Source organism: uncultured Victivallis sp. (assembly GCA_944389935.1).
Lineage (GTDB): Bacteria > Verrucomicrobiota > Lentisphaeria > Victivallales > Victivallaceae > Victivallis.
In genome coordinates, this window is the sequence record CALXOE010000059.1 from 1 (window position 1) to 20,086 (window position 20,086).

Annotated in this window: 17 protein-coding genes and 1 tRNA gene; 12 read left to right on the forward strand and 6 right to left on the reverse strand. The window is 59.4% G+C overall.

The annotated features are described in order from the left end of the window. The 5 genes from Q0J85_RS13870 to Q0J85_RS13890 all read right to left on the reverse strand — a co-directional run. Nucleotides 1-1,740: VWA domain-containing protein (locus Q0J85_RS13870; RefSeq protein ID WP_294482724.1), on the reverse strand; the 1,740-nt coding region annotated here is incomplete at its 3' end. A 167-nt stretch (nucleotides 1,741-1,907) separates the two neighbouring features. After that, nucleotides 1,908-4,469: a hypothetical protein gene (locus Q0J85_RS13875; RefSeq protein WP_294482726.1), complete on the reverse strand. Its 2,562-nt coding sequence runs from the start codon at nucleotides 4,467-4,469 to the stop codon at nucleotides 1,908-1,910. Then, complete coding sequence (locus tag Q0J85_RS13880) at nucleotides 4,466-6,433, reverse strand: hypothetical protein (protein WP_294482728.1); 1,968 nt, start codon at nucleotides 6,431-6,433, stop codon at nucleotides 4,466-4,468. Before Q0J85_RS13880 ends, Q0J85_RS13875 begins: the two co-directional genes overlap by 4 nt. A gap of 4 nt (nucleotides 6,434-6,437) precedes the next feature. Further along, nucleotides 6,438-7,547 (reverse strand): GntR family transcriptional regulator, encoded by a 1,110-nt coding sequence (locus tag Q0J85_RS13885; protein ID WP_294482729.1) that lies wholly within the window; start codon nucleotides 7,545-7,547, stop codon nucleotides 6,438-6,440. Between the two features lie 16 nt (nucleotides 7,548-7,563). Further along, on the reverse strand, nucleotides 7,564-8,313 hold the full coding sequence (locus tag Q0J85_RS13890; RefSeq protein ID WP_294482731.1) for a prepilin-type N-terminal cleavage/methylation domain-containing protein: 750 nt from the start codon (nucleotides 8,311-8,313) through the stop codon (nucleotides 7,564-7,566). 238 nt (nucleotides 8,314-8,551) lie between these two features. On the opposite strand from Q0J85_RS13890, the gene hisH reads away from it, so the two are divergent. From hisH to Q0J85_RS13940, 10 genes are all read left to right on the forward strand, one after another. Beyond that, nucleotides 8,552-9,169, forward strand: coding sequence for an imidazole glycerol phosphate synthase subunit HisH (hisH, locus tag Q0J85_RS13895; protein ID WP_294482732.1), 618 nt, complete (start codon nucleotides 8,552-8,554; stop codon nucleotides 9,167-9,169). Beyond that, complete coding sequence (gene nth / locus Q0J85_RS13900) at nucleotides 9,169-9,804, forward strand: endonuclease III (RefSeq protein WP_294482734.1); 636 nt, start codon at nucleotides 9,169-9,171, stop codon at nucleotides 9,802-9,804. The genes hisH and nth overlap by 1 nt, the downstream gene beginning before the upstream one ends. A 2-nt stretch (nucleotides 9,805-9,806) precedes the next feature. Next, nucleotides 9,807-10,478: a lysophospholipid acyltransferase family protein gene (locus Q0J85_RS13905; RefSeq protein WP_294482735.1), complete on the forward strand. Its 672-nt coding sequence runs from the start codon at nucleotides 9,807-9,809 to the stop codon at nucleotides 10,476-10,478. A 109-nt stretch (nucleotides 10,479-10,587) separates the two neighbouring features. After that, the gene (cpaB, locus tag Q0J85_RS13910) at nucleotides 10,588-11,379 is read left to right on the forward strand and encodes a Flp pilus assembly protein CpaB (RefSeq protein ID WP_294482736.1); all 792 of its coding nucleotides are present in this window, start codon (nucleotides 10,588-10,590) and stop codon (nucleotides 11,377-11,379) included. A 19-nt stretch (nucleotides 11,380-11,398) separates the two neighbouring features. Then, nucleotides 11,399-13,183, forward strand: a complete 1,785-nt coding sequence (locus Q0J85_RS13915) for an ATPase, T2SS/T4P/T4SS family (protein ID WP_294482737.1) — start codon at nucleotides 11,399-11,401, stop codon at nucleotides 13,181-13,183. Continuing rightward, on the forward strand, nucleotides 13,177-14,061 hold the full coding sequence (locus Q0J85_RS13920) for a type II secretion system F family protein (RefSeq protein WP_294482739.1): 885 nt from the start codon (nucleotides 13,177-13,179) through the stop codon (nucleotides 14,059-14,061). Before Q0J85_RS13915 ends, Q0J85_RS13920 begins: the two co-directional genes overlap by 7 nt. A gap of 17 nt (nucleotides 14,062-14,078) precedes the next feature. Then, nucleotides 14,079-14,957, forward strand: coding sequence for a type II secretion system F family protein (locus Q0J85_RS13925; RefSeq protein ID WP_294482741.1), 879 nt, complete (start codon nucleotides 14,079-14,081; stop codon nucleotides 14,955-14,957). 12 nt (nucleotides 14,958-14,969) lie between these two features. Further along, nucleotides 14,970-15,416, forward strand: a complete 447-nt coding sequence (locus Q0J85_RS13930) for a DUF192 domain-containing protein (protein WP_294482744.1) — start codon at nucleotides 14,970-14,972, stop codon at nucleotides 15,414-15,416. Further along, entirely contained in the window at nucleotides 15,413-16,870 is a 1,458-nt protein-coding gene (locus Q0J85_RS13935) for an FHA domain-containing protein (RefSeq protein ID WP_294482746.1), read from the forward strand. Before Q0J85_RS13930 ends, Q0J85_RS13935 begins: the two co-directional genes overlap by 4 nt. Before the next feature lie 14 nt (nucleotides 16,871-16,884). After that, a complete protein-coding gene (locus tag Q0J85_RS13940) occupies nucleotides 16,885-18,183 on the forward strand; it encodes a PEGA domain-containing protein (protein WP_294482747.1) in 1,299 nt (432 codons plus the stop codon). Nucleotides 18,184-18,245: 62 nt separating this feature from the next. Here the strand turns inward: Q0J85_RS13940 and Q0J85_RS13945 are convergent, their stop codons facing one another. Then, nucleotides 18,246-18,809 carry a hypothetical protein gene (locus Q0J85_RS13945; protein WP_294482749.1) on the reverse strand — a complete coding sequence of 188 codons (564 nt, stop codon included), beginning with the start codon at nucleotides 18,807-18,809 and terminating at the stop codon, nucleotides 18,246-18,248. 305 nt (nucleotides 18,810-19,114) lie between these two features. Between Q0J85_RS13945 and Q0J85_RS13950 the strand changes: the two genes are divergently transcribed. After that, nucleotides 19,115-19,840: a helix-turn-helix transcriptional regulator gene (locus Q0J85_RS13950; RefSeq protein ID WP_294482751.1), complete on the forward strand. Its 726-nt coding sequence runs from the start codon at nucleotides 19,115-19,117 to the stop codon at nucleotides 19,838-19,840. 85 nt (nucleotides 19,841-19,925) lie between these two features. Continuing rightward, a tRNA-Pro gene (locus tag Q0J85_RS13955) sits at nucleotides 19,926-20,002 on the forward strand. The last annotated feature ends 84 nt before the right edge of the window (nucleotides 20,003-20,086 follow it).

The following is a 20,086-nucleotide window of genomic DNA, read 5'->3' on the forward strand; positions in this document are numbered from 1 at the left end:
CTGATCTTGCTGATTCTGCTGATCTTGCTGATTCTGCTGATCTTGCTGATTCTGCTGATCTTGCTGATTCTGCTGATTTTGCTCGTTCTGCTGATTCTGCTGATTCTGCTGACCTTGCTGATTCTGCTGATCTTGTTGACTCTGCTGATTTTGCTGATTCTGCTGGTTTTGCTGATTCTGCTGATTCTGCTGATTTTGCTGATTCTGCTGACCTTGCTGATTCTGCTGATCTTGTTGACTCTGCTGATTTTGCTGATTCTGCTGATCTTGCTGATTTTGCTGTTGAGCCTGTTGAGTCTGCTGCTGCGCTTTTTTCTGCTGTTCTTTGAGTTCTTCGATCTTTTTCTTCAGAATCTCGGCCTGACGGCGGTCGGTCGCGAGCCGGGCGAGGTGATTCGGCACACTCCCCGATGCGGCGAGACTCTGGCGGTACAGCTCTTCCGTGTCGCCGATCCGCTCGAGCGTCTCGTCGAGCAGTTTCAGCGCCGGATCGAGCTGCTGCGCCTGTACGGACTCCACCGCTTTCTTCAGATTCTCCTCCGCGCCCCGGTGCGAGGCAGTGCCGAGATTGAACAGCGAACGAGCCCGGATTTCTTCATCCCCGGCACCCTCGCGGATCGCCTGTTCGTAAAGTTCTGTCGCGTCCTCTTCTCCGGCAAGCTGTTTTTCCCGCGCCTGATTGTAAAGCTCCGCCGGAGTCGCCCCCATTGTTACGAGCGGCAGCAGCGCGGCCAGCGGCAGAACCGCCCGCCACTGGAACGGACGCTCCCCGAGCAGCAGATAGATGACGAACAACAGCACCGCTCCCGCAAGCAGGAACGGAAAGTCGTCATACGGGATCATCCGTTCAACCGCCTCCTGCTCCGCTTTGCCGAGCCGGTTGATCTGCGCTTCAAGCTGCGAGACTCCGGGATCCGTGACCGTACTGCGCAGATAGACACCTCCGGTCTCACGGGCAAACTCCTTGAGTTTCTCTTCATTGAGACGGCTGGTGGCGAGTTCGCCGTTGCCGATGCGCTTGAATCCCCCGTTCTCATCCGGAACCGGGGCCGCGATGCGCGGATCGCCCAATCCGACCACGAAAAGCGGAATCTTCCGTTCCCGGAGTTTCGCGATGGCGGCGCCGCTGTCGCCGGAGAGCTCGTCTCCATCGGTCACGAGCAGAATCGCCCGATTTCCCGCCGCCGCCTCGAAAGCCTCCAGCGCGATGTTGATCGGGCGCTCAAGGTCGGTTCCGCCGACCGGAATGCTGTCGGGCCCGAGCTCATCGATGTACTGCAGAAGCGTCGTCTTGTCCGACGTGAGCGGACACGCGAGAAACGCCCGCCCGGCAAATGCCACAAAACCGAACCGGTCCGATCCGGTTTTCCCCACGAGTTCCCGGAGCAGATATTTGGCATGTTCCAGCCGGGACGGCGCGACGTCGGTCGCCCACATGCTCTTGGACACATCGAAAAGGACGAGAATATCCCGGCCGAATCCCTGCTGTGAAATCACCCGGAATGAACGATATGGACGCGCCGCCGCCCCGACGAGAAGCAGCATCGCGCCGACCAGCAGCGCAAAGCGGATCCTCCGTTTGGCGGGCGAATATTGTACGGCCGCCGGGTCCGAAGCGGATTGTCCCAGCAGCAGATGAAGCATTTTTTTCCGTTTCGAGGCCGCGTAAAACCCCGCGACGGCGAAGAGCAACAGCAGTGGCAATGCCAGCCAGAGCAGTTGCGGATATACGAAATTCATAACAATCATCCCCTCCTTTGATTATCAGGAATATAATGTTTTCTCCTGATTTATCAAGGGGGGGATGACAGGAATCGCACGGAAAAATCACCGGCGAATCCGCATTATCATATTTTTTGGTCCCGGAGAGCTCCCGCGCCGCGGAAAACTCTCCGACTCCCTGCTGTTCAGGGCGCAACGACGATATTGTCGAGGAACTGACTCTGATTCCCGCGCAGATAGATCCGGCTGAAGTTCCCGAATTTCTGATCTTTTGCGGTGGCGATGACTTTCCCGTCGACTTTCAGCGTCAGCACGCCGTCGCGGAGCGTCAGCTCAAACCTGGCCAGGTTTCCATCCTCCAATGCCGGGTGGCCGGAGGGTTTGTTCGCCAGTATTTTTCCGGTGGTGTTCCACGCGAGCGGCTTGGCTTCGTCGAACAGCAGAATGCGCGCAAATCCGGTCCCTCCGGCGATGTCGGAGCGGACCGAATCCCAGCCGACTCCGTAACCGTGTTTCCCCTCCGCATCGGTCAGCGCGACAATCAAATAGCGCTGGAAATTCGTGTGCGCCGCCTCGAACGTGAGTTTGAACCCGCCCTGCAGCGGCTTCGGCAGATCACGGTAGACCAGCGAGTTGCTGATCTGGAACCGGGTTGAACTCCGCTTTTCGATATAGGGGCGGACCTCCGGTTTTCCGCCGGAGACCTGTTTCCAGTCCGCCGGACGCGAGCAGTTGTCCGCGAGCAGTGCGCCCGGGATATCGAGGTCCGTCTCGACAACGGCATCGGAACCGCGGTCGAAGAACTCGTAGTTCGGCACCGCGTAGAGCACCGGGCTGCCCCAGTTGCCGGCGGCGTCCTTTCCGCGCAGCCAGACGAAATGCGCGCCCGGAGTGTTGAGCACCTCATCCGGCAGCGTCAGGCGGAATGTCTTGATTTTTCCCGCCTCGTCGAACGGTTCGCCGTTCGTGATGACGCGCTCTTCCTGCACATCCCCGAGAATCGAGATCAGTCCGAGTTTCGCGCCGTCGGCCTCGAGCGTGAGCGGTTTGGCAAGATCCATCGGGCGCGGATTCGCAGCCACCGCCGTGCGCCAGCCGTTCCAGATCTCCCCCGGGAAACGACTGTCGCGCGGGTAGGGGGTCAGGTTGAATGTGTAGGTCAGCTGTTTGCCGCCGATCGGCTCGCGCAGCAGCACCGGTTCCCGGTTCGTCGCGGTGACTCTCACGGACTGCATCGGCTTTTCCGGGTCGAACGCGGTCGCCACGCCAATGGCGAAATTCTCCGGAACTTTTTCCGGCTGCGGAACGGTGAACGAGAGTCCCCCCGCCCGGACACCGACTGCGTAACCCGGCGAAAAAGTGAATGTGTTTTTGAGCTGCACACTCTTCGGCAGTTCAGCCCCCGGAACGAGCGTCCCGCCCGGTTTTCCGTTCGGCCCCTGCGGGGCAAGATAGTAGACGTCCCCGTTCCAGACCACTTCGAGAGCAACAACTTCCGACGCCGTGTCGCGTACCGTCACCGCGAGTGATCCGCCGCGGTTGTGCGAACGCTGGATTTTATCCACGACCGGGCCGGCGCCGTCACCGTAGCCGAGTTTCTCCCAGATCGTCGGATGGACCGCCTCTTTCGGCGGCGGCGGCGGAGGAACAAACTCTTTTCCGCGCAGGTGCGCAATCACCCGGCAGTAGAGGTAGGGATCTCCCGCAAAACCGTCGAAATCCCAGCCGGGCTCGAAGTTCGCACCCTCTTCCCAGTCGTTCCAGCTCGCGAGCATGATGAAATCGGGATTGCTCTTGAGCGCGTGCAGGATCGTCGTCTCCAGCGTGCGGCCGTCAAGACCGTACTGAGCGACGCCGGTCTGCCGCCACGGCTGGCTCGTCCCGTCGAACTTCGGGTACTGCATATCCGTGATCTTCTTGCCGAATTTGTGGCCGTTTGCGAAAATCACCGCGGGATCCTGCTCCTTGAGCTGCCACGCGCGCGTCTCTTTGTTGCGCCGGTGATGGTTTGCTCCATCGACCATCGAGGCGATCTGCGGAATGGAACCGAACCGCGTCACCGCGCCGAAGACCATCCAGTGAACCGGACCCGCCTCGGCCTCGACTTTCCTGAACATCGCTTCCAGCGCCTCGGGCTTGACCGGCCAGCCGTAGGTCTGGAAGTAGTAGACGGGTTTGCCGTCGATGCGGTAGAAACCTGGTTTGGAGGCGTATTTCTTCAGGAAGCGGATGGCCCGCTGCGCCATGACGTCGGTATTCTGCGCGATCGTGCCGTGGCGGAACGCGACCTCGTCCATGAAGAACACCTGGAAATCTTCCTCTTCGGCAATATCGAGAATCCGCTCGATCATGTCGGTCGGCGCCTCCTGGATGAACGCGATTCCCTTGCCGTTGTCCGGGTGGAGCATGACCGCGACCGAGTCGAGCCCGGCGGCTTTCATGCAGCGGATCTGCCAGCGGATGATCTCCGGATTCGCCGCGTCATAGGGGCCGACCAGCGGATAGCCGTTGCGATTCCAGTCGAGCCGCCAGGGTTCGCCGTCGGAGGTCATCGTCGAATCCATGTGCAGAAACGGAAGCTGCCGGTCAGGATAGGGGAATCCCCACCAGATGTGCCACTCCTGGATGTAGGTCGGTTTGTCTTTCAGAACTCCGAAGCTTTCGGAGCTGAGTTTCGGCCCGGCGGCGGAGAGCGCCAGCGCCGCGGAGGCGCAGGCCGCCGCAGCGAGTTTCGTGATTGGAATCATTTTCTTTCTCCTGCGATAATTGAAATGAGCAGATGTGGAATTCCGGGCGCGCCGGAACGGTCATACGGTACGACCGCGAACGGCCGGGACGGATCGATTTCCCGGGGAAGCGGAATCCGTTCCCCCGGAGCCGCGGCGCTTCCCGCCATCTCCGGCGACCAGACGACGATCTCATGAATGCGGCTCTTCTCCCGCTTGCCGCCGAGGCGGATCAGCAGATCTCCCTCTTCGCCGCTGAAGCGGTCTCCCCAGGCGGGCACCCAGGAGAATGTCGAGCCGTCCGCCATCGGAATGGTGACGCCGCTCCGGAGATTCAGTTCCCGCCGCTCCCAGCGCGAATCGATCCGGAAGTTCTCCTCGACCGAGCGGTAGTTCACGACCAGTGACGTCCCCGGCGGCAGCGTGTGACGGATTCCGACCCAGCGCACCGTCGCGGTCCGCTCCGTCAATCCCGGCGCGTAGAAGCGCAGCTCCTGCGCCTTTTCAATCTCACCCTCACGGTTGACGGCGCTCCAGTTTGCGAGGCGCAGTTTCTGCCCCGTTGTGTACTGACGCTCTTCCGGCGTCCAGCGCGCAAGTTCGTTTTGAACGAGCCGTACTTCCGCCGGCTCCGGACTCTCCTCCGCCCATTTGAGGGTGAGTGCTCCGTCTCTTAAGACGGGGCGGGCGCAGACCGGGCCGAGGTCGCCGGGTTCGCTCCCGCCGTAAAGTTTGCGGCGGATATACGGATCGACCTCATCCCGCGGCGGCAGCGGCGCCGGGACGAACTTCTTCCCCTGCGCGGCCGCGATGATCCGGCAGTAGCGGTAGGGGTCGCCGTTGAATCCGTCAAAATCCCACGCCGGCTCGATGAAAGCGCTCTCTTCAAAATCGCTCCACTGTGTGAAGATGAAGAAATCCGGCTTGAATTTCATCGTCCGTTTGATCGAGTCGACGAAGAACATCCCGTCTTCGGCCGGAATCCGCCCGTTGCCCGGGCGGCCGCGGTCGGAGTTGTTGTTGAACCGGGTGTAGATCATCATTCCGAACTTCTTGTCGTATTTCCGGGCGAGTTTCGCCGCGCGCTCCATCGACTTCTCAAGCTCTTTCCACGGGTGCGGCCCGGCGCCGTGCGGCGGCGTGTGCAGAAACCAGCTGTTGTTGTGAGAGAGCACCGCCTTGATCTGCGGAATCCGGAACGCCTCCTCGATGTCCGCCCCCTCGTAAACCCAGTAGACCGGGCCGGTTTGTTTCTCGACCTCCGCGAAATACCGGGCCAGTTCGGGCGGCTTGATCCAGCTGTTCCAGTTCTGGAAATAGTAGACCGGCATTCCATCGATCTTGTACCAGCCCGGATGTTTCCCGTAGCGCGTGACCAGCTGCGCCGTGCGACGGATGGTGTTTTCGAGTTTCTGCGCGCCGGAGATGTTCGAGCCGCGAAACGCGATCTCGTCGTGGAGCGCGATCGGATAGTTCAACTCTGCTGCGGCGTCGAGCGCCCGTTCGAGGACCGGCTGCGGCGTCAGGTCGGCCCCGTCGTCCCAGAGCGACGGCCAGAGATGCAGATAGAGGCATTCGATCCCCGCGTTGCGCGCGGTTTCGAGCTGCCAGCGGATGATGCCGGGCCGCCCCGGATCGTAAGGCCCGAGCAGCGGATAGCCCGTGCAGTTCAGGTATCTGCGCCACGAGCTGCCCGGACGCAGCTGTTCGATCGTGGTCGCCGGATCGTATTTGCCGAACTTCTTCTCGCCGTCCCAGTGCATCCAGCGCGGAACGGTCGGATTCTCCCCGTACGGAACCCCAGTCCAGATGTGCCACTCCCGCACGAAAACCGGGACGCGGATGTTGAGTTTCGAGGCGGCTTTTACAGCCCGGTCGCCGGGAACTCCGGCCGCGAACTGCTTCAGATGTTCGTCGCCCGGAGCGGCGCAGAGGGTCAAAGCGGCGAAAGCCGCCGACAGCAGAAAGGGAAACTTCGGTGACATGGAATTATTCTCCGTTCAAATTGCGGATGCTTTCGCGTTCGTTGAACTCAACGTCGATGATCAATTCCCTCGAGTGGAAATTCTCCCGGTGCAGGATCAGGTCGAGCGCCATGCGGCTGATTTTTTCTTCCGGAACAGTGACGTTCGACAGACTGGGGAATGTGAACTCTTCGATCCCGGCGTAACTCAGCGCCGTGACGATACTCACATCCCGCGGGCAGCTCCGGCCGCTCTCGGCGATTGCACGCAACGCACCGATCGCGCCGGGGATCGTGTCGACCACAAGTCCGGTCACGTCCGGCGCAAGTTCGAGCACCTCCCGCGTCTGGACGCAGCCGCACTTCATCGGGTCCTGCCAGAATTCGATCGAGCTGGTCGGCAGAATGATGTCGCGCCAGCGCAGGCGATATTCCCGGACCGCCTCTTTCATGCCGCGGACGCACTCCTGCTGGGCGATCGAGTGCGGTTCATTCGGGATAAACGCAATCCGGGTGTGCCCCGCTTTGAGCAGCGACGCCATCTTCAGGTAACCGGACTGAAAGTGGTTGCTGCCGATTGAGCAGAGATTCCGATAGATCGAGATCCGGTCAAGTTCGCCGATGATGACGACCGGCAGGCCGAGTTCATCGAGCCGCCTGAGCACCGGCTTCGGAGTCGGCAGACCCGCGTTCAGAATGACTCCGAGCAGGTTCCGGCAGTTTCCGGCCAGCTCGAACAGCGAATCGAAATCCGACTCCGGATGGATCTTCAGGTTCACCACCTGCAGATTCGAGTGCATTGCCCCGATTTCAAGCTTGTGCTGCTTCTCCCACAAGGGATAGGAGAAGTAGTCGGGAGAGGCGATGAGAACTTCGCCGCGCGCCCTGATCGACACCCTCGCAGAGGTGGTTTCGCTGTCGTGCGGCATGATGAACGTTCCGCTGCCGACCCGGCGCGAGAGATACCCCTCTTTCACAAGTTCTTCGAGCACCCGGGTCATGGTCGAGCGGCTGACCCCGAACTCCTCGGCAAGTCGGCGTTCCGGCGCGAGCCGGGTCCCGACCGCCTGACTGCGGATGTTCTCGAGCAGCGCCTCCTTGACCTGGCTGCGGGCTGTGAGCGGTGTCGCAATCATGGATGGAACTTCCTCACTAGGGGCCGACCCAGAGTCGGATGGCTTCCGTGGACGGATCCACGCAGGCCGAGAACGTCCCGTTGAAACCGCTGCGCGTCGCTTCGACGTGTCCGTCATAGAGCAGCACATTCGCCTTGCCGCTGTGCGAGAGACTCAGACTCTCGAATGAAGCGTAAGCCACCTGGGTCATACGCGCTCCGTTGTTCTGATAGTTGTCGAAAGTCGTGACGAACTTCGACGGAGAGCAGTGCGCGAGCTTGTCGGAGTTCTTGTCCGTGTAATCTTTTCCCGGAGGCGCGATCGATTTGAACGAGTTGCCCGAGACTTTCCAGTAACCGTCCTGATTCTGATTGACCTTGTCGGCGGTGTGGATGCCGCGTTTGGCGTAGCTCTGAAGCTCGTGCTCGAACTTCCCGAACGGATAGACGGAGGGGCACGCTCCAACCCAGTTCACCTGCTTGCGGGTCGTGTTGTAATTCTGCATGTAACCGAGGTTCGCCATGCTGATCGCCCAGTAGTCCACCGTGAGCGTTCCGCTGACCGCAACCTGCGGAGCCGCTTTCAGCCTCGGCCCGTAGAGCCAGCCCTCGTAATCCTGCCCGTACTGCGCGTCGCCGAGTCCGATCTGCTTGAGATTGCTCTGGCAATTCGCGCTTCTCGCCCGCGAACGCGCCTGGTTCAGCGCCGGCAGCAGCATAGAAGCGAGAATCGCGATGATCGCAATCACCACCAGGAGCTCGATCAGGGTGAATCTCTGTTTTTTCATTTTCCCTCCCATTTGTTGAGTTGAACCAAAGAGTGAGACATTTTTTATTTTTGCGAAATGGATTAATCCAATTTCGATATATATTATGGTCTATTTTGATGTCAATGTCAAGAGCCGGAACAAATATTTTCACGAAAAAACAGGAAACGGCCCTCCGGCGTGGAAAAAAGAGTGCGGCGGTGTTATATTAAAATGCCTGTGAAATCCGGTGGCCAGGTTTTTGATGGAAAGGGAAAAAATGGCTGTAGCACTGCTCGATTATAATATGGGGAATCTCGGTTCGGTGCGGAAGGCACTGGAGACGACCGGGGCCCGGGTTGAACTCGTCGAATCCGGCGGGGAATTGGAAAAATTCAACTGCTGCATTCTCCCCGGCGTCGGGAATTTCGGAGACGGAATGGAGAATCTGCGTTCGCGCGGTTTCGACCGGGCGATTCCGGAGCTGTTGAACCGCGGCGGCGCTTTCTTCGGCGTCTGTCTCGGCATGCAGATGCTGCTCGAGGCGAGCGACGAGGCGCCGGGCGTCGCCGGGCTCGGACTTTTCCCGGGTCGCGTGATGCGCTTCCCGGAGAAAAAGGAGAAAATTCCGCATATGGGATGGAATTCAGTCCGTTTCCGGTCCGGGTGTCCGCTCGGGGCAGAGCTGCCGCAGGAGTGTTATTTCTACTTCGTGCACTCCTATTATGTACCGGTTTCGGAAGCGTACACGGTTGCGGAGTGCGAGTACATCGTGCCGTTTTCGGCCTGCATCGGAAAAGGACGCTGCTTCGCCGCGCAGTTCCATCCGGAGAAGAGTCAGAGGGCCGGATTGCGGCTGCTGACCAATTTTCTGCGTTTTGCCGGTGAGGTGGAGTGATGGCGGATCGGAAACAGTGGCGTGCGCTCTACGACGATCTTTTCGCGCTCTACGGGGAGCTCGGCTGCCCGCTCGATCATGCGACGCCGTTCCGGCTGCTCTGCGCGGTCATGCTCTCGGCGCAGTGCCGTGACGACCGGGTGAACGAGGTTACGAAAGAGCTCTTCCGCGTCGCCCCCGACCCGGCGGCGATGGCGGAACTCGACGTCGCCCGGATCGCGGAGATCATCAAGCCGTGCGGACTTTACCACAACAAGAGCGAAAATCTCTCGAAGTGCGCGAAGATGCTCATGGCGGATTTCGGCGGCGAGGTTCCGCGGACGATGGACGAACTGACGAAGCTGCCCGGCATCGGCCGCAAGAGCGCGAACGTCGTGCTCGGCAATGCGTTCGGCATTCCGGGATTTCCCGCTGATACGCACGTGATCCGTGTGCTGAACCGCATCGGCTACGTGTCGACTTCCGATCCGGTCCGGATCGAGGCGGAGGTCAACGCGAAGACGCCGCCGGAACTCTGGACGAATTTTTCCCATCTGATCATCGTGCACGGTCGGCGTGTCTGCCACGCGGGGGCCCATCCCGAGTGTGAAAAATGCCCGCTTTCTGATCGCTGCCGGCATTTCCGGAGTTGCTGAACATGGGATACTTCAAACAGAAATTCCGCAGCGTGAAGAAGCTGCCGACCTGGATCTACTGGCTGCCGGCGCGGTTTATGCAGCTTTATGTCAGGCTCTTCTTCCGGGTGCGGATCGTCGACCCGAACGACCATATCGGTCAGGCGCGCGGGGCGGTGTCGGTCACCTGGCACAACCGGCTGATGTTCTTTGCCGTGCTGTTTCCCGCAAGGGCGCGGAAGCGGACGGTCGCGGTGGTCAGCGCCTCGCGCGACGGACAGTACATCGCGGATTTCATTTCGATTCTCGGGCTGAAAAGTCTGCGCGGCTCCTCGTCGAAGAAAGGGGCGAACGCCTATCGCGCGGGGATCAAGGCGATTCGCGAGGGGTATAACGTGAGCTTCACGCCGGACGGTCCGCGCGGCCCGCGCTATGTGATGAAGAGCGGCCCGATCGCACTCGCCTCCGTCACCGGAACCGGCATCATCCCGATCGCCGTGAACGCCTCGCGCTGCTGGAGCGTGAAAAGCTGGGACCGTTTCCAGATTCCGAAGCCGTTTTCCACGTTGACGCTCGTGCTCGGTGATCTGATTCCGATTCCGGAAAATCTCGATGAGGAGGGGATCGAATTCTATCGGAAGAAAGTCGAAGATATCCTCAATGAAATCTCCGTCGATCCGCCGGAGAATCGATGAGCTGATCGGGTTTTTTCCGAGAAATGGAAGCCGGGACTGGATTTTTCCGTTCCGGCGTTGTATATTGCAGAGAAATGAATACCGGCGGTACAGGAAATAAGGAGCGGTTATGCGGCAGAAGATGTTGTTGCTCGGGGCGGTGTTTTTCGGGGTGATCGCGTTCGTTCTCACGTATCAGCAGCTGGAGGCCGAACGGCGCAGCATCCGCGGCACGTCGCAGACCGTCGTCCTGATCCGCCTGACCCGGAACATGGTCGAGGGAGACGAACTCAAACAGGGAGATCTGGCGCGGTTCGAGACCGAACGCCGCCCGACGGAGGGGGGACTGAGCCGCGAGATTCCGTGGTCGGAGGTCTCGCGCGTGATCGGCCGCCGTCTCGAGGTTTCGATGTCCGCCGGGCAGATTCTTCAGAGCACCGATTTGAAGCCGCTGTCGCAGCGGCAGGGATTTTCCGGGGTGATTCAGCAGGACTATCGCGCGGTTGCGATTCCGGTCGACCCGGTCTCTTCCGTGAACAATCTGATTCAGCCGAACGACAATGTCGACGTGATCGGCACATTTCGTTTTCCGGATGTTCGCGGCGACAGTTCGCTCGACACGGTCACGCTCACGATTCTGCAGAACGTGAAAGTTCTTGCCGTCGGCAACCGCTGGGGAGCCAATGCGCTCGACCCGAATGCGGCGCGCAGCTACGGCACGGTCACGCTGCTGCTCTATCCGGAGGAGGTCGAGATGATCGTATTTGCCGCGCAGAAAGGAAAACTGACTCTGTCGCTGCGCAACTTTGAAGATGAACGGATCGAGCGCGACATCGAGTCGCGCAGCGTGAACTTCAAGCTGCTTGAACAGGAAATTCCGAAATACAACCAGAAGCGCGAACAGCGCCGGATGCTTCAATAAGTTGCGGGAGAGCGCTCCGATGCTCGAACTGGAAATTCAACAGCCCGGCGTGCCGACGACGGCCGCGCGACTTCCCGCCGGCGCATATCTGGTCGGAACCGGCAAAGATTGTCACATCCGGATTCCGCGTCCGGAGATTTCCGCGCGCCACGCCCAGTTGATTGTCCGCGACAACCGGCTGATCATCATGGACCTCGGCAGCCGGAACGGAACGGAGATGGAAGATGGCAGCACCCTCTTCCCGAACCAGCCCTATGACATCCCGCTCGGAACCAGAATCAAGATCGGCAAGGCGGTCCTGCGCGTGCGTCTGGTAAAAGAGGAGAATCCGCAGGTCGGCGGAGAGGCCCGGCCGGCGGCGGTTTCGGATTCCGCGCCCGAGACCGTCGCGCCCGCGCCGGTGCCGCCGGTTTCCCGGGAACCCGCCGTGCGGAAAGCTGATCTGGATGTGCTGACGCCGCACAAGCAGGAGATTCCCGTGCTCCGCGTTTCCGGAGTTCCGGCGCGGCTGCGACCGATCGTGCAGGAGATCAAGAAGCACGCGCACGCGGAACTGTTGAAACGGATGAACCTCAAGAAGCTGGCGGTCTCCGGCGTGAGCAGCGATGAGCTTTCGCAGCAGGCCCGGACGATGATCCGCGAGATTTTGTCGCAACTGACGATTCAACTTCCTGCCGGCCTCGAGATCGGGGTGATCGAGAAAGAGCTGTTCCAGGAGGCGGTCGGCCTCGGGCCGCTCGAGTCGCTGATCGAACGGGACGATCTGACCGAAATCATGGTGAACGGTCCCGACCAGGTGTATGTCGAAAAAGGTGGCGTGCTCTACCGGACCGATACGGCGTTTGCGGGGAACGGACAGGTGCTTTCCGCGATCGAACGGATCGTTTCCCCGCTCGGGCGCCGCATCGACGAGAGTTCGCCGATGGTCGACGCCCGCCTTGCGGACGGCAGCCGTGTGAATGCGATCATCCCGCCGCTCTCGCTGGTGGGGCCGACGATCACGATCCGGAAATTCTCGCGCAAGCCGCTGATGGCGGCGGATCTGGTCCGGTTCGGTTCGCTCTCGGTCGATATCGTGAAGTTCCTCGCAATATGTGTGGCGGTGCGGAAAAATATTCTGATCTCCGGCGGCACCGGTTCCGGCAAGACGACGCTGCTGAATGTGTTGAGCTCTTATCTTCCGAACAGCGAACGCATTGTGACGATCGAGGACGCGGCGGAACTGCAGCTGCACCAGGAACATCTCGTGCGGCTTGAATCGCGTCCGCCGAACGTGGAGGGGAAAGGTGCGGTCACGATCCGCGATCTCGTGCGCAACGCACTGCGCATGCGTCCCGACCGGATCGTGGTCGGCGAGTGCCGCGGCGGCGAAGCGCTCGACATGCTCCAGGCGATGAATACGGGTCACGACGGCAGTTTGACGACGATCCACGCGAATTCCGCGCGTGACGCGCTTGCCCGTCTCGAAACGCTCGTGCTGATGGCGGGGTTCGACCTGCCGCTGCGGGCAATCCGGGAGCAGATCGCTTCGGCGATTCAGATCGTCGTGCAGATCAGCCGGGAACGGGACGGCAGCCGCAAGCTGGTCAATGTCAGTGAAATCACGAAGATGGAGGGGGATGTCATCACGATGCAGGATCTCTTCGTTTTCCGGCAGACCGGCTGGGATGAGCAGAACCGCATTGTCGGCGTGCATGAGCCGACCGGGAATCTGCCGACTTTCATGGAGGAGATCGAACGGGCGAAACTCGACTGCGACATCGCGATGTTCAACCCCGGACAGCGGAGGGAGAACGAATGCTGAACAACTCATTCTGGCCGGGACTTTTCGCTTTTTTCAGTGTTTTTCTCGCGACGATGGTGCTGATCGAATTCGGTGTCTATGTCGCGTCGCGTTACCGCGAGCGGTTTCTGGAGGAGGCGAGCACGGAGCTCGACGACGTGCTCATCCAGATGCCGGCGGGCCGGGTGCTGGATCTGAGCCTCGGCGTGGCGACGGCCGGGATGATCGCCGCGGCGATTCTCTTTTCGACCCGGGTGGAATCGTTTTCGTGGAAGTGGGGCTGGCTGCTGATTCTCGGAGTCGGAGTGGTGCTTTTCTGGCTGCCCCGGCTCGTGCTGCGCTATTTGAAAGTGCGGCGGCTGCAGAAGTTCAACATCCAGCTGGAGGAGGCGCTCGGCATGATTTCCAGCTCGCTCAAGGCGGGGTTCAGCATCAACCAGGCGCTCGACGAGGTGGCCGATCAGAACATCCACCCGGTCTCGGTCGAGTTCCGGCTGCTCACGCAGGAGATCCGGCTCGGTGTTCCGCTCGAACAGGCGCTCGAAAATATGAACCGGAGGCTCGGGTCGGAAGATTTCGAGCTTGTGGCAACAGCGATTCTGACGGCGCGCCAGACCGGAGGCGAACTGACCGGTACGCTTGAGCGTGTGGCGGCGCTGATCCGCGAGCGCGTGAAGATCTCCAACAAGGTGCGGGCGCTGACCGCGATGGGGAGGCTGCAGGCTCTCGTGATTGCGTTGATGCCGTTCGTGCTGATGTTCATGATGTCATGGGCGAGTCCGGCGCTGATGGACGAATTTTACGCGAGCCCGCTGGGGATTGTCGCGGTTATCATGGTTGTGGTTCTCGATGTTCTGGGCTTTCTGTGGATCAGAAAGATCACGACAATCGACGTGTAAGGCTGGGAGGACGGCGGATGTATGGGACACTCATGATGTTGATTACGGCGCTCTGTGCGGCTTTCGCTGTCGGCTGCCTGGTGCTTCTGATCGGACGGTTTCTCCTCGAGATCGACCTCTCCGAGAAAGTGGAGCGCATGCCGCGACGGCTGCCGATTCTGATCCGGCTGCTTCTGCCGTTCATCACGGTGACGCGGCCGCTGGCGTCCGGGGTCGGACTGGCGGGCTGGCGGGATCTGGTTGCGCCGAAACTCTGGATGGCGGGGCTCGGAGAGATGCTCTCCCCGGTCGACTTTGTCGCTCTGCGGCTGGTATTCCTGCTCGTGGCGCTGCTGCTGCTCGGGTTCGGGCTGCTGGCGGGATACTTCTGGGGGTGGGCGCTGCTGGCGCTGCTGATCGCGCTGTTCCCGGGGTTCTGGCTCTCGAGCGAGATCAAACGGCGTCATTTGTCGATCATGAAAGCGCTGCCGAACGTGCTCGATCTTCTGACGCTTTCGGTGGAGTCGGGGAGGGATCTGCTGTCGGCACTGCGCGATATTCTCGCCCGGCGCAAACTCGATCCGCTCGGGGAGGAGCTGCTGCGGACATTTCAGGAGATCCAGTTCGGGCGGAAGCGGACCGATGCGCTCCGGGCGCTGGCGCAGCGGGTTCGGCAGACCGATCTCACGGCGGCGCTGAATTCGATCATCCAGGCGGAGGAGCTCGGCGTTTCGATCGCGCAGATCCTCCGGATTCAGAGCGACATGCAGCGGAATAAGCGGTTCACGCTGGCGGAGAAGCTCGCGAATGAGGCTTCGGTGAAGATCATCATGCCGATCATCATCTGCATTCTTCCCGCGGTGATGTTGATTCTGATCGGTCCGTTCGCGCTGCGGGTGGTGTCGATGTTCCAGTAGGGGAGGGTGAGGATGATTTTCAATCTCGACTCACTGCGTTATGTGGCGCGTCGTCCGGTCTGGGCACTCTCGTGGCGGCAGCGGCTTTTCGGGATGATCGGCCGTCGGTTCGACCCGGAGAACGGCATTGACGCGATGATTTTTCCGCGCTGCGGGGCGATTCACACGATGTGGATGTCGATTCCGATCGATGTGGTGTTTCTCGACTCCGGCTCGAAAGTGCTCAAGGTCTCATCCCGCGTGAAACCGTGGCGGTTGTCGGTGTCGTGCCGCGGTGCTTCCACGGTGGTGGAACTTCCCGCCGGAGCCGCAGAGGAGAGCGCGACGGGAAAGGGACATCACCTGAATTTAAATTCGACATTGTCGCCTGAGGCGATTGAAAAAATGCGTAATCGTGCTATTCTAAAAGCGGAAAATGCAACCATCGTGCCGCGGGAAGCTGGCGGGAGAGAGGAATGAAGATATTTTTTGTCAATGGTCCGAGGAGCGGCGAGGAGCTTGAATTCGCTCTGCCGGAGATCACGGTCGGCCGCGAGGATGACAACGTTCTGCGCGTACCTGCCGCGGGCGTCTCCCGTTATCATGCAAAGCTCTGCCGCACAGAAACGGGAAGCTGGATCGTGCAGGATCTCGGCAGTACGAACGGCGTCAAGGTGAACCGGGTGAAGATCGACCGGGAGAAAGAGCTTGCCGACGGCGACACGGTCGAATTCGGCGATCAGATGATCCGGGTGAGCGGGTTCGGAGATACGGCTCCGCATCTGGTATTCAATCCGGTCGGGGGGGACGGCATCCCTGCCGAAACCCGGCAGACCTCAGCCCTGCCGACCGGCGGTTCGTCCGGCGCGGGAGACTCCGCCGCCGCGCCGCAGCCGGAGCAGAAAGGCGGGACGGGGGTCGAGGATCTGTCCGCGCTGTTTTCCTCCGGCGCCGGAAGACTTTTTGATCCGAAGAAAAAAGAGAGGAAAGTCGAGAGTCCGGGCCGGGAGGGTGGGGCCGGAAATGAGAAGAGGCGTCTTTTTTCCGGGATGTTTTTCTACGTGATGACCGGAGCGCTTGCGGTCATCTGCATCAGCGCGGCGGTGCTGGCGATGTCGCCGAAAAACGCTCCGAAGTCGTCGTCGGTGTCTCCGATTGCGACGGGGCCGTTCTCGCTTTATTTTGAAAAGTCGCTCGTGTCGCGGGACAATGTATTTCGTTTTACGCTGCTGCTGGAGGATGGGCGGTTGGAGTTCACGATCGACGACATCAAGTCGCAGCGGCATGTGAGCCGGACGGAGAAGATGAGCGCCGAGAGCATCGAGGTGTTCCGCAGCCGGGTGAACAGTTCCGGGATCTGGAACGAGATTTCGACGCCACCGTCCCCGGGGGCGGACGAGAGCCAGAAGCGGCGGGTGATGATTGCCGACGGGACCCGCGTCCGGGAGCTCTCCTATGTGGGCAGTTATGCTCCGAGCAGTTTTGAATTGCTCGAAAGCCTGATCAGCGATCTTGCCGAAAATTACGGACTTCAGACCATCTCGCTCACGCCGGAGGAGCTCCGGCGGCAGGCCGAGCAGAATTTCGCCAAAGCGGAGGATTATTACGGCAACCGCGAAGCGCGGGGGAGCAATCTGCGTGATGCGATTCGGCGCTATCGGCTGGTGGTCGGAGCGCTGGAGCAGTTTTCCCCGCGTCCCCAGCTCTGGGATCGGGCGCGGAAGCGCCTGGAGGAGGCCGAGTCGCTCCGGGCCCGCAAGTTGAACAATCTGGAAGTGGAACGTGTGCGGTTCGGGCAGATTCAGGATTTTGACGCGATACGCAACGTGCTGCTTCAGACGATGGAACTCGCCGACGAGGATTCCCGGGAGTATCAAACCGCCCGGGAGCGGCTGTACAAACTCGATACCTGGCTGAGGGGGCGGAGACGATGAAAACGGGAATGCGAATGATAATTGGAGCTCTGGCGGCTGTCGGGATTCTGGCCGGCTGTTCAAAAGCTCCGGAGAAAGCGCTTGTCACGGTGACCGGTCCGGCAGGGATGGTGTTGAGCGTTGACGATCAGAAGGTCGGTGTTGCGCCGGTGACGTTCAAACTCAATGGGGGAACCTATCTCTTCAAATATCATGCGCCGGGCTATGAACGCCGCTGGGAGACGGTCAAACTCAAGGATGCCGAACAGCGTAAGATCCACGTCGATCTCAAGCGGGAGAGCGCTTCCGTTCTGATCGCCACGAAACCGCTCGGCGCGCAGCTTGTGGTCGATGGGCGGGTGCTGGGCGCGACACCGATCGTGCTCGACAATGTCATTCCCGGGAACGAATATACCGGGCAGCTGCGGATGCCCGGTTATGCAGAGCGTTCGGTGAAATGGGCGGTGGACAGCGCCCGGCCGAAGCAGGTCATGATCGATCTCGATGCGAATATGGTCAAGGTCGAGTTTTTGAGCAAGCCAGCCCGGGCGCGGTTGATGATCAACGGCAGGGAAGTCGGGACGACGCCGTATCGGGGAGAGCTTACGGAGGGAAAATACAAGCTGCGTTTTGAACTGGCAGGATATTCTCCGCTGGAGCAGACCGTGACTTTGAGCCGCGGTGAGAAATTCAAGATGGAATATCCCCTTACGCCGCTGCCGGGTGGAATTTCGATCAGCAGCGTTCCGGAGGGGGCGGCGGTGTACATCAACGGGCGGAAACGCGGGGTGACGCCCTGCGTGCTGACCGATCTTCCCGCGGCGGTTTACGAGGTGCGGGCGGAGAAAGACGGTTACGATCCGGTGACGCGCAAAGTGGAGATCGCTTCCGGTTACAAGGATGAGATCAAACTTGTGCTTCTGTCGAGCACCGGGGAGTTGGAACTCGATATCCGTCCTGCCGGAGTCGAAGTGCTTCTGGACGGCAAAAAGCTCGGAAAGACCGAAGAGAATCCGGAGTCGAAAGCCGTGACGAAACCGATCCGGGTCAGTGGCCTCGCTCCCGGAGAACACAAAGTGACGGTCTCCCATCCGCGCGCCTATCCTCCGAGCCGCACGGTAAGTGTGATGGTTGAAAAGGGGAAACTCACACGGCCCAGGACGATTACCGTGTGGATTGCGAACTGCGAGATCAAATACCGCGACGGGCGGGTGGAAGTCGGGACTCTTTATCAGGAGGATGACAACTCGATCCTTTTCGGGCCGGAACCGGGGATTCGTTACGAGGTCAGCCGGGGCGATCTCGAGTATGTCAAGCGGTTGAACGTGGAGTAGTCCCCGGGAAGAGGGAACGCCGGGAGGGAATGGAGATCCTCCCGGCGTTTTTTGCATTTACGCTACGGGGTGTTCGAGGGCGTCGAGTCGTTTTTCCAGATGACTGCGCCTTTGAGTATACTCATTGGTGATGAGAGCAAACTCGGTTTCGAGGATCTCAATTTCCTCAAGCAGTTCGAGACGAGCTTTGGTTTTTTCAATCGATTCTCTTGTGTTTGTCTGCGGATTCTGCATACTTCCTCCATGAATGTTGTTGGTTGTTGACAGGGAATTTGTTTATTTTTATGTTTCCGAAAAGAGAGAACGGCGGCGAGTTCCGGAATCTGCTGCAGCCGTTTTTCGACCATTTTGTGCATGGCCTGGCGTGAGACTCCGCGAATTTCGGCAAGTTCGCTGAAATTCAGCTCCGGGCATTCGAGTTTTTGCGCGACCAGAGTGAGGGAGCGAATGTCGAGTGCCGCCATGAATGTGATGACTTCGAGCAGATCTGCTTTCGTGTAACGCCGATCCCGTTCCGCCCGGAGCATCCGGTTTCCGGTATCCGAGCGGGCGTGGGCCAGGATATATCTGGTCGCTTTCTCCGATGGAGCATTCATTGCCATCAGTGGAGGATCTGCCGCCGTCATACAGAGGCGCTTCCATCTGCAGGTCCGGCACTCTGCAAGCTTGTTAAAGGATTTTCCGTAACAGTTCATAGTGTCTCCTCCTTGTGTTGTGCCGGTTTCCCGGGTCCGATTTTGCCTGACGATAATGCGTTCATGTTAGATTGTACTTAAAATATATGTAATTGTTTTCTTAATGTCAATGTTGTAAAAAATAAAATTTTGAAATATTTTTTCAAATTAAGTGAAAAATATATTAAAATGGTGTATATTTAAGGTTAGAATTAATGTATTTGCTCCGGTGGTGAAGCGATAGAGGAGGGCGGAAGATGAAAATGCATGTGAACGGGTGGCGGACGATCGAGCAGCAGTTGATACAGCAGGGCAGGAAGCAGGGTGAAATCGCACAGCTTCTGAAGATCACACCGGCGGCCGTTTCGCAGGTGAAGAAAGGGGTTTTTCTTTTGAATCCGAAGCAGTTGGAGAAAATAGCCTCATTTCTTCAATTTGACGACACCTTGCGGAGTGAGTTTTACACGGAGCTGTTCAATGCCCGGCTTCTAGGCGGTGAGTGTACGCAAATGAATCGTGGAGCACATTACCGTGTATACCGGGAGCGTCATGGCTCGGATTGGATCTTTGAGACGGAGATTCCGCTGGGTGATCTGGGACTGCTGGCAGATTATGCGTTTCCGCTAGAGACGATTCGGAGTTATTTGTTGCGGAACTCCTCGGAACGATACGTGGGTCCGCGGCGTGGTCGTGGGGTTTGCGCGTTGCGAACGGGAGATGAATTTGAAGATGTGGGGATTCCGCAGAAGAGTATTATTCTGATAGAGAGTGAGGGTTATCCGGATTCGGGGATGTTGAGTCTGGCGTGTTTACGTGACGGGCATTACCTGCTGCGGAAATACGTGCAGGATGCGAGTCGGATTACTCTGCGTCCGTTGTTGTTTGATTCAGGGGCGGAGCTGGTGTTGAATTCGCATGAGGTTTCGGAACAGGTGTTGTGGATTCACCCGGTTCTGGAATTGACATTTCGCTTCAACGGTTGAAAATGGCAAAAAAAGCATGGATTCCCGGTTCTCCGCTTTGACTATTGTGAAATCCGGAGTTATTGTATAAAATCGCCAAAGAAAGCGGGGTGTAGCGCAGTGGCTCAGCGCGTCTGCTTTGGGAGCAGAAAGTCGTGGGTTCGATCCCCACCACCCCGACCATTTTTTCGATTCTCCGCCGACCGGACCTCCGGTCGGTTTTTTCGTTTTTGGGGCTGATTTTGAGGTGGAATTGGCCCATTTGCA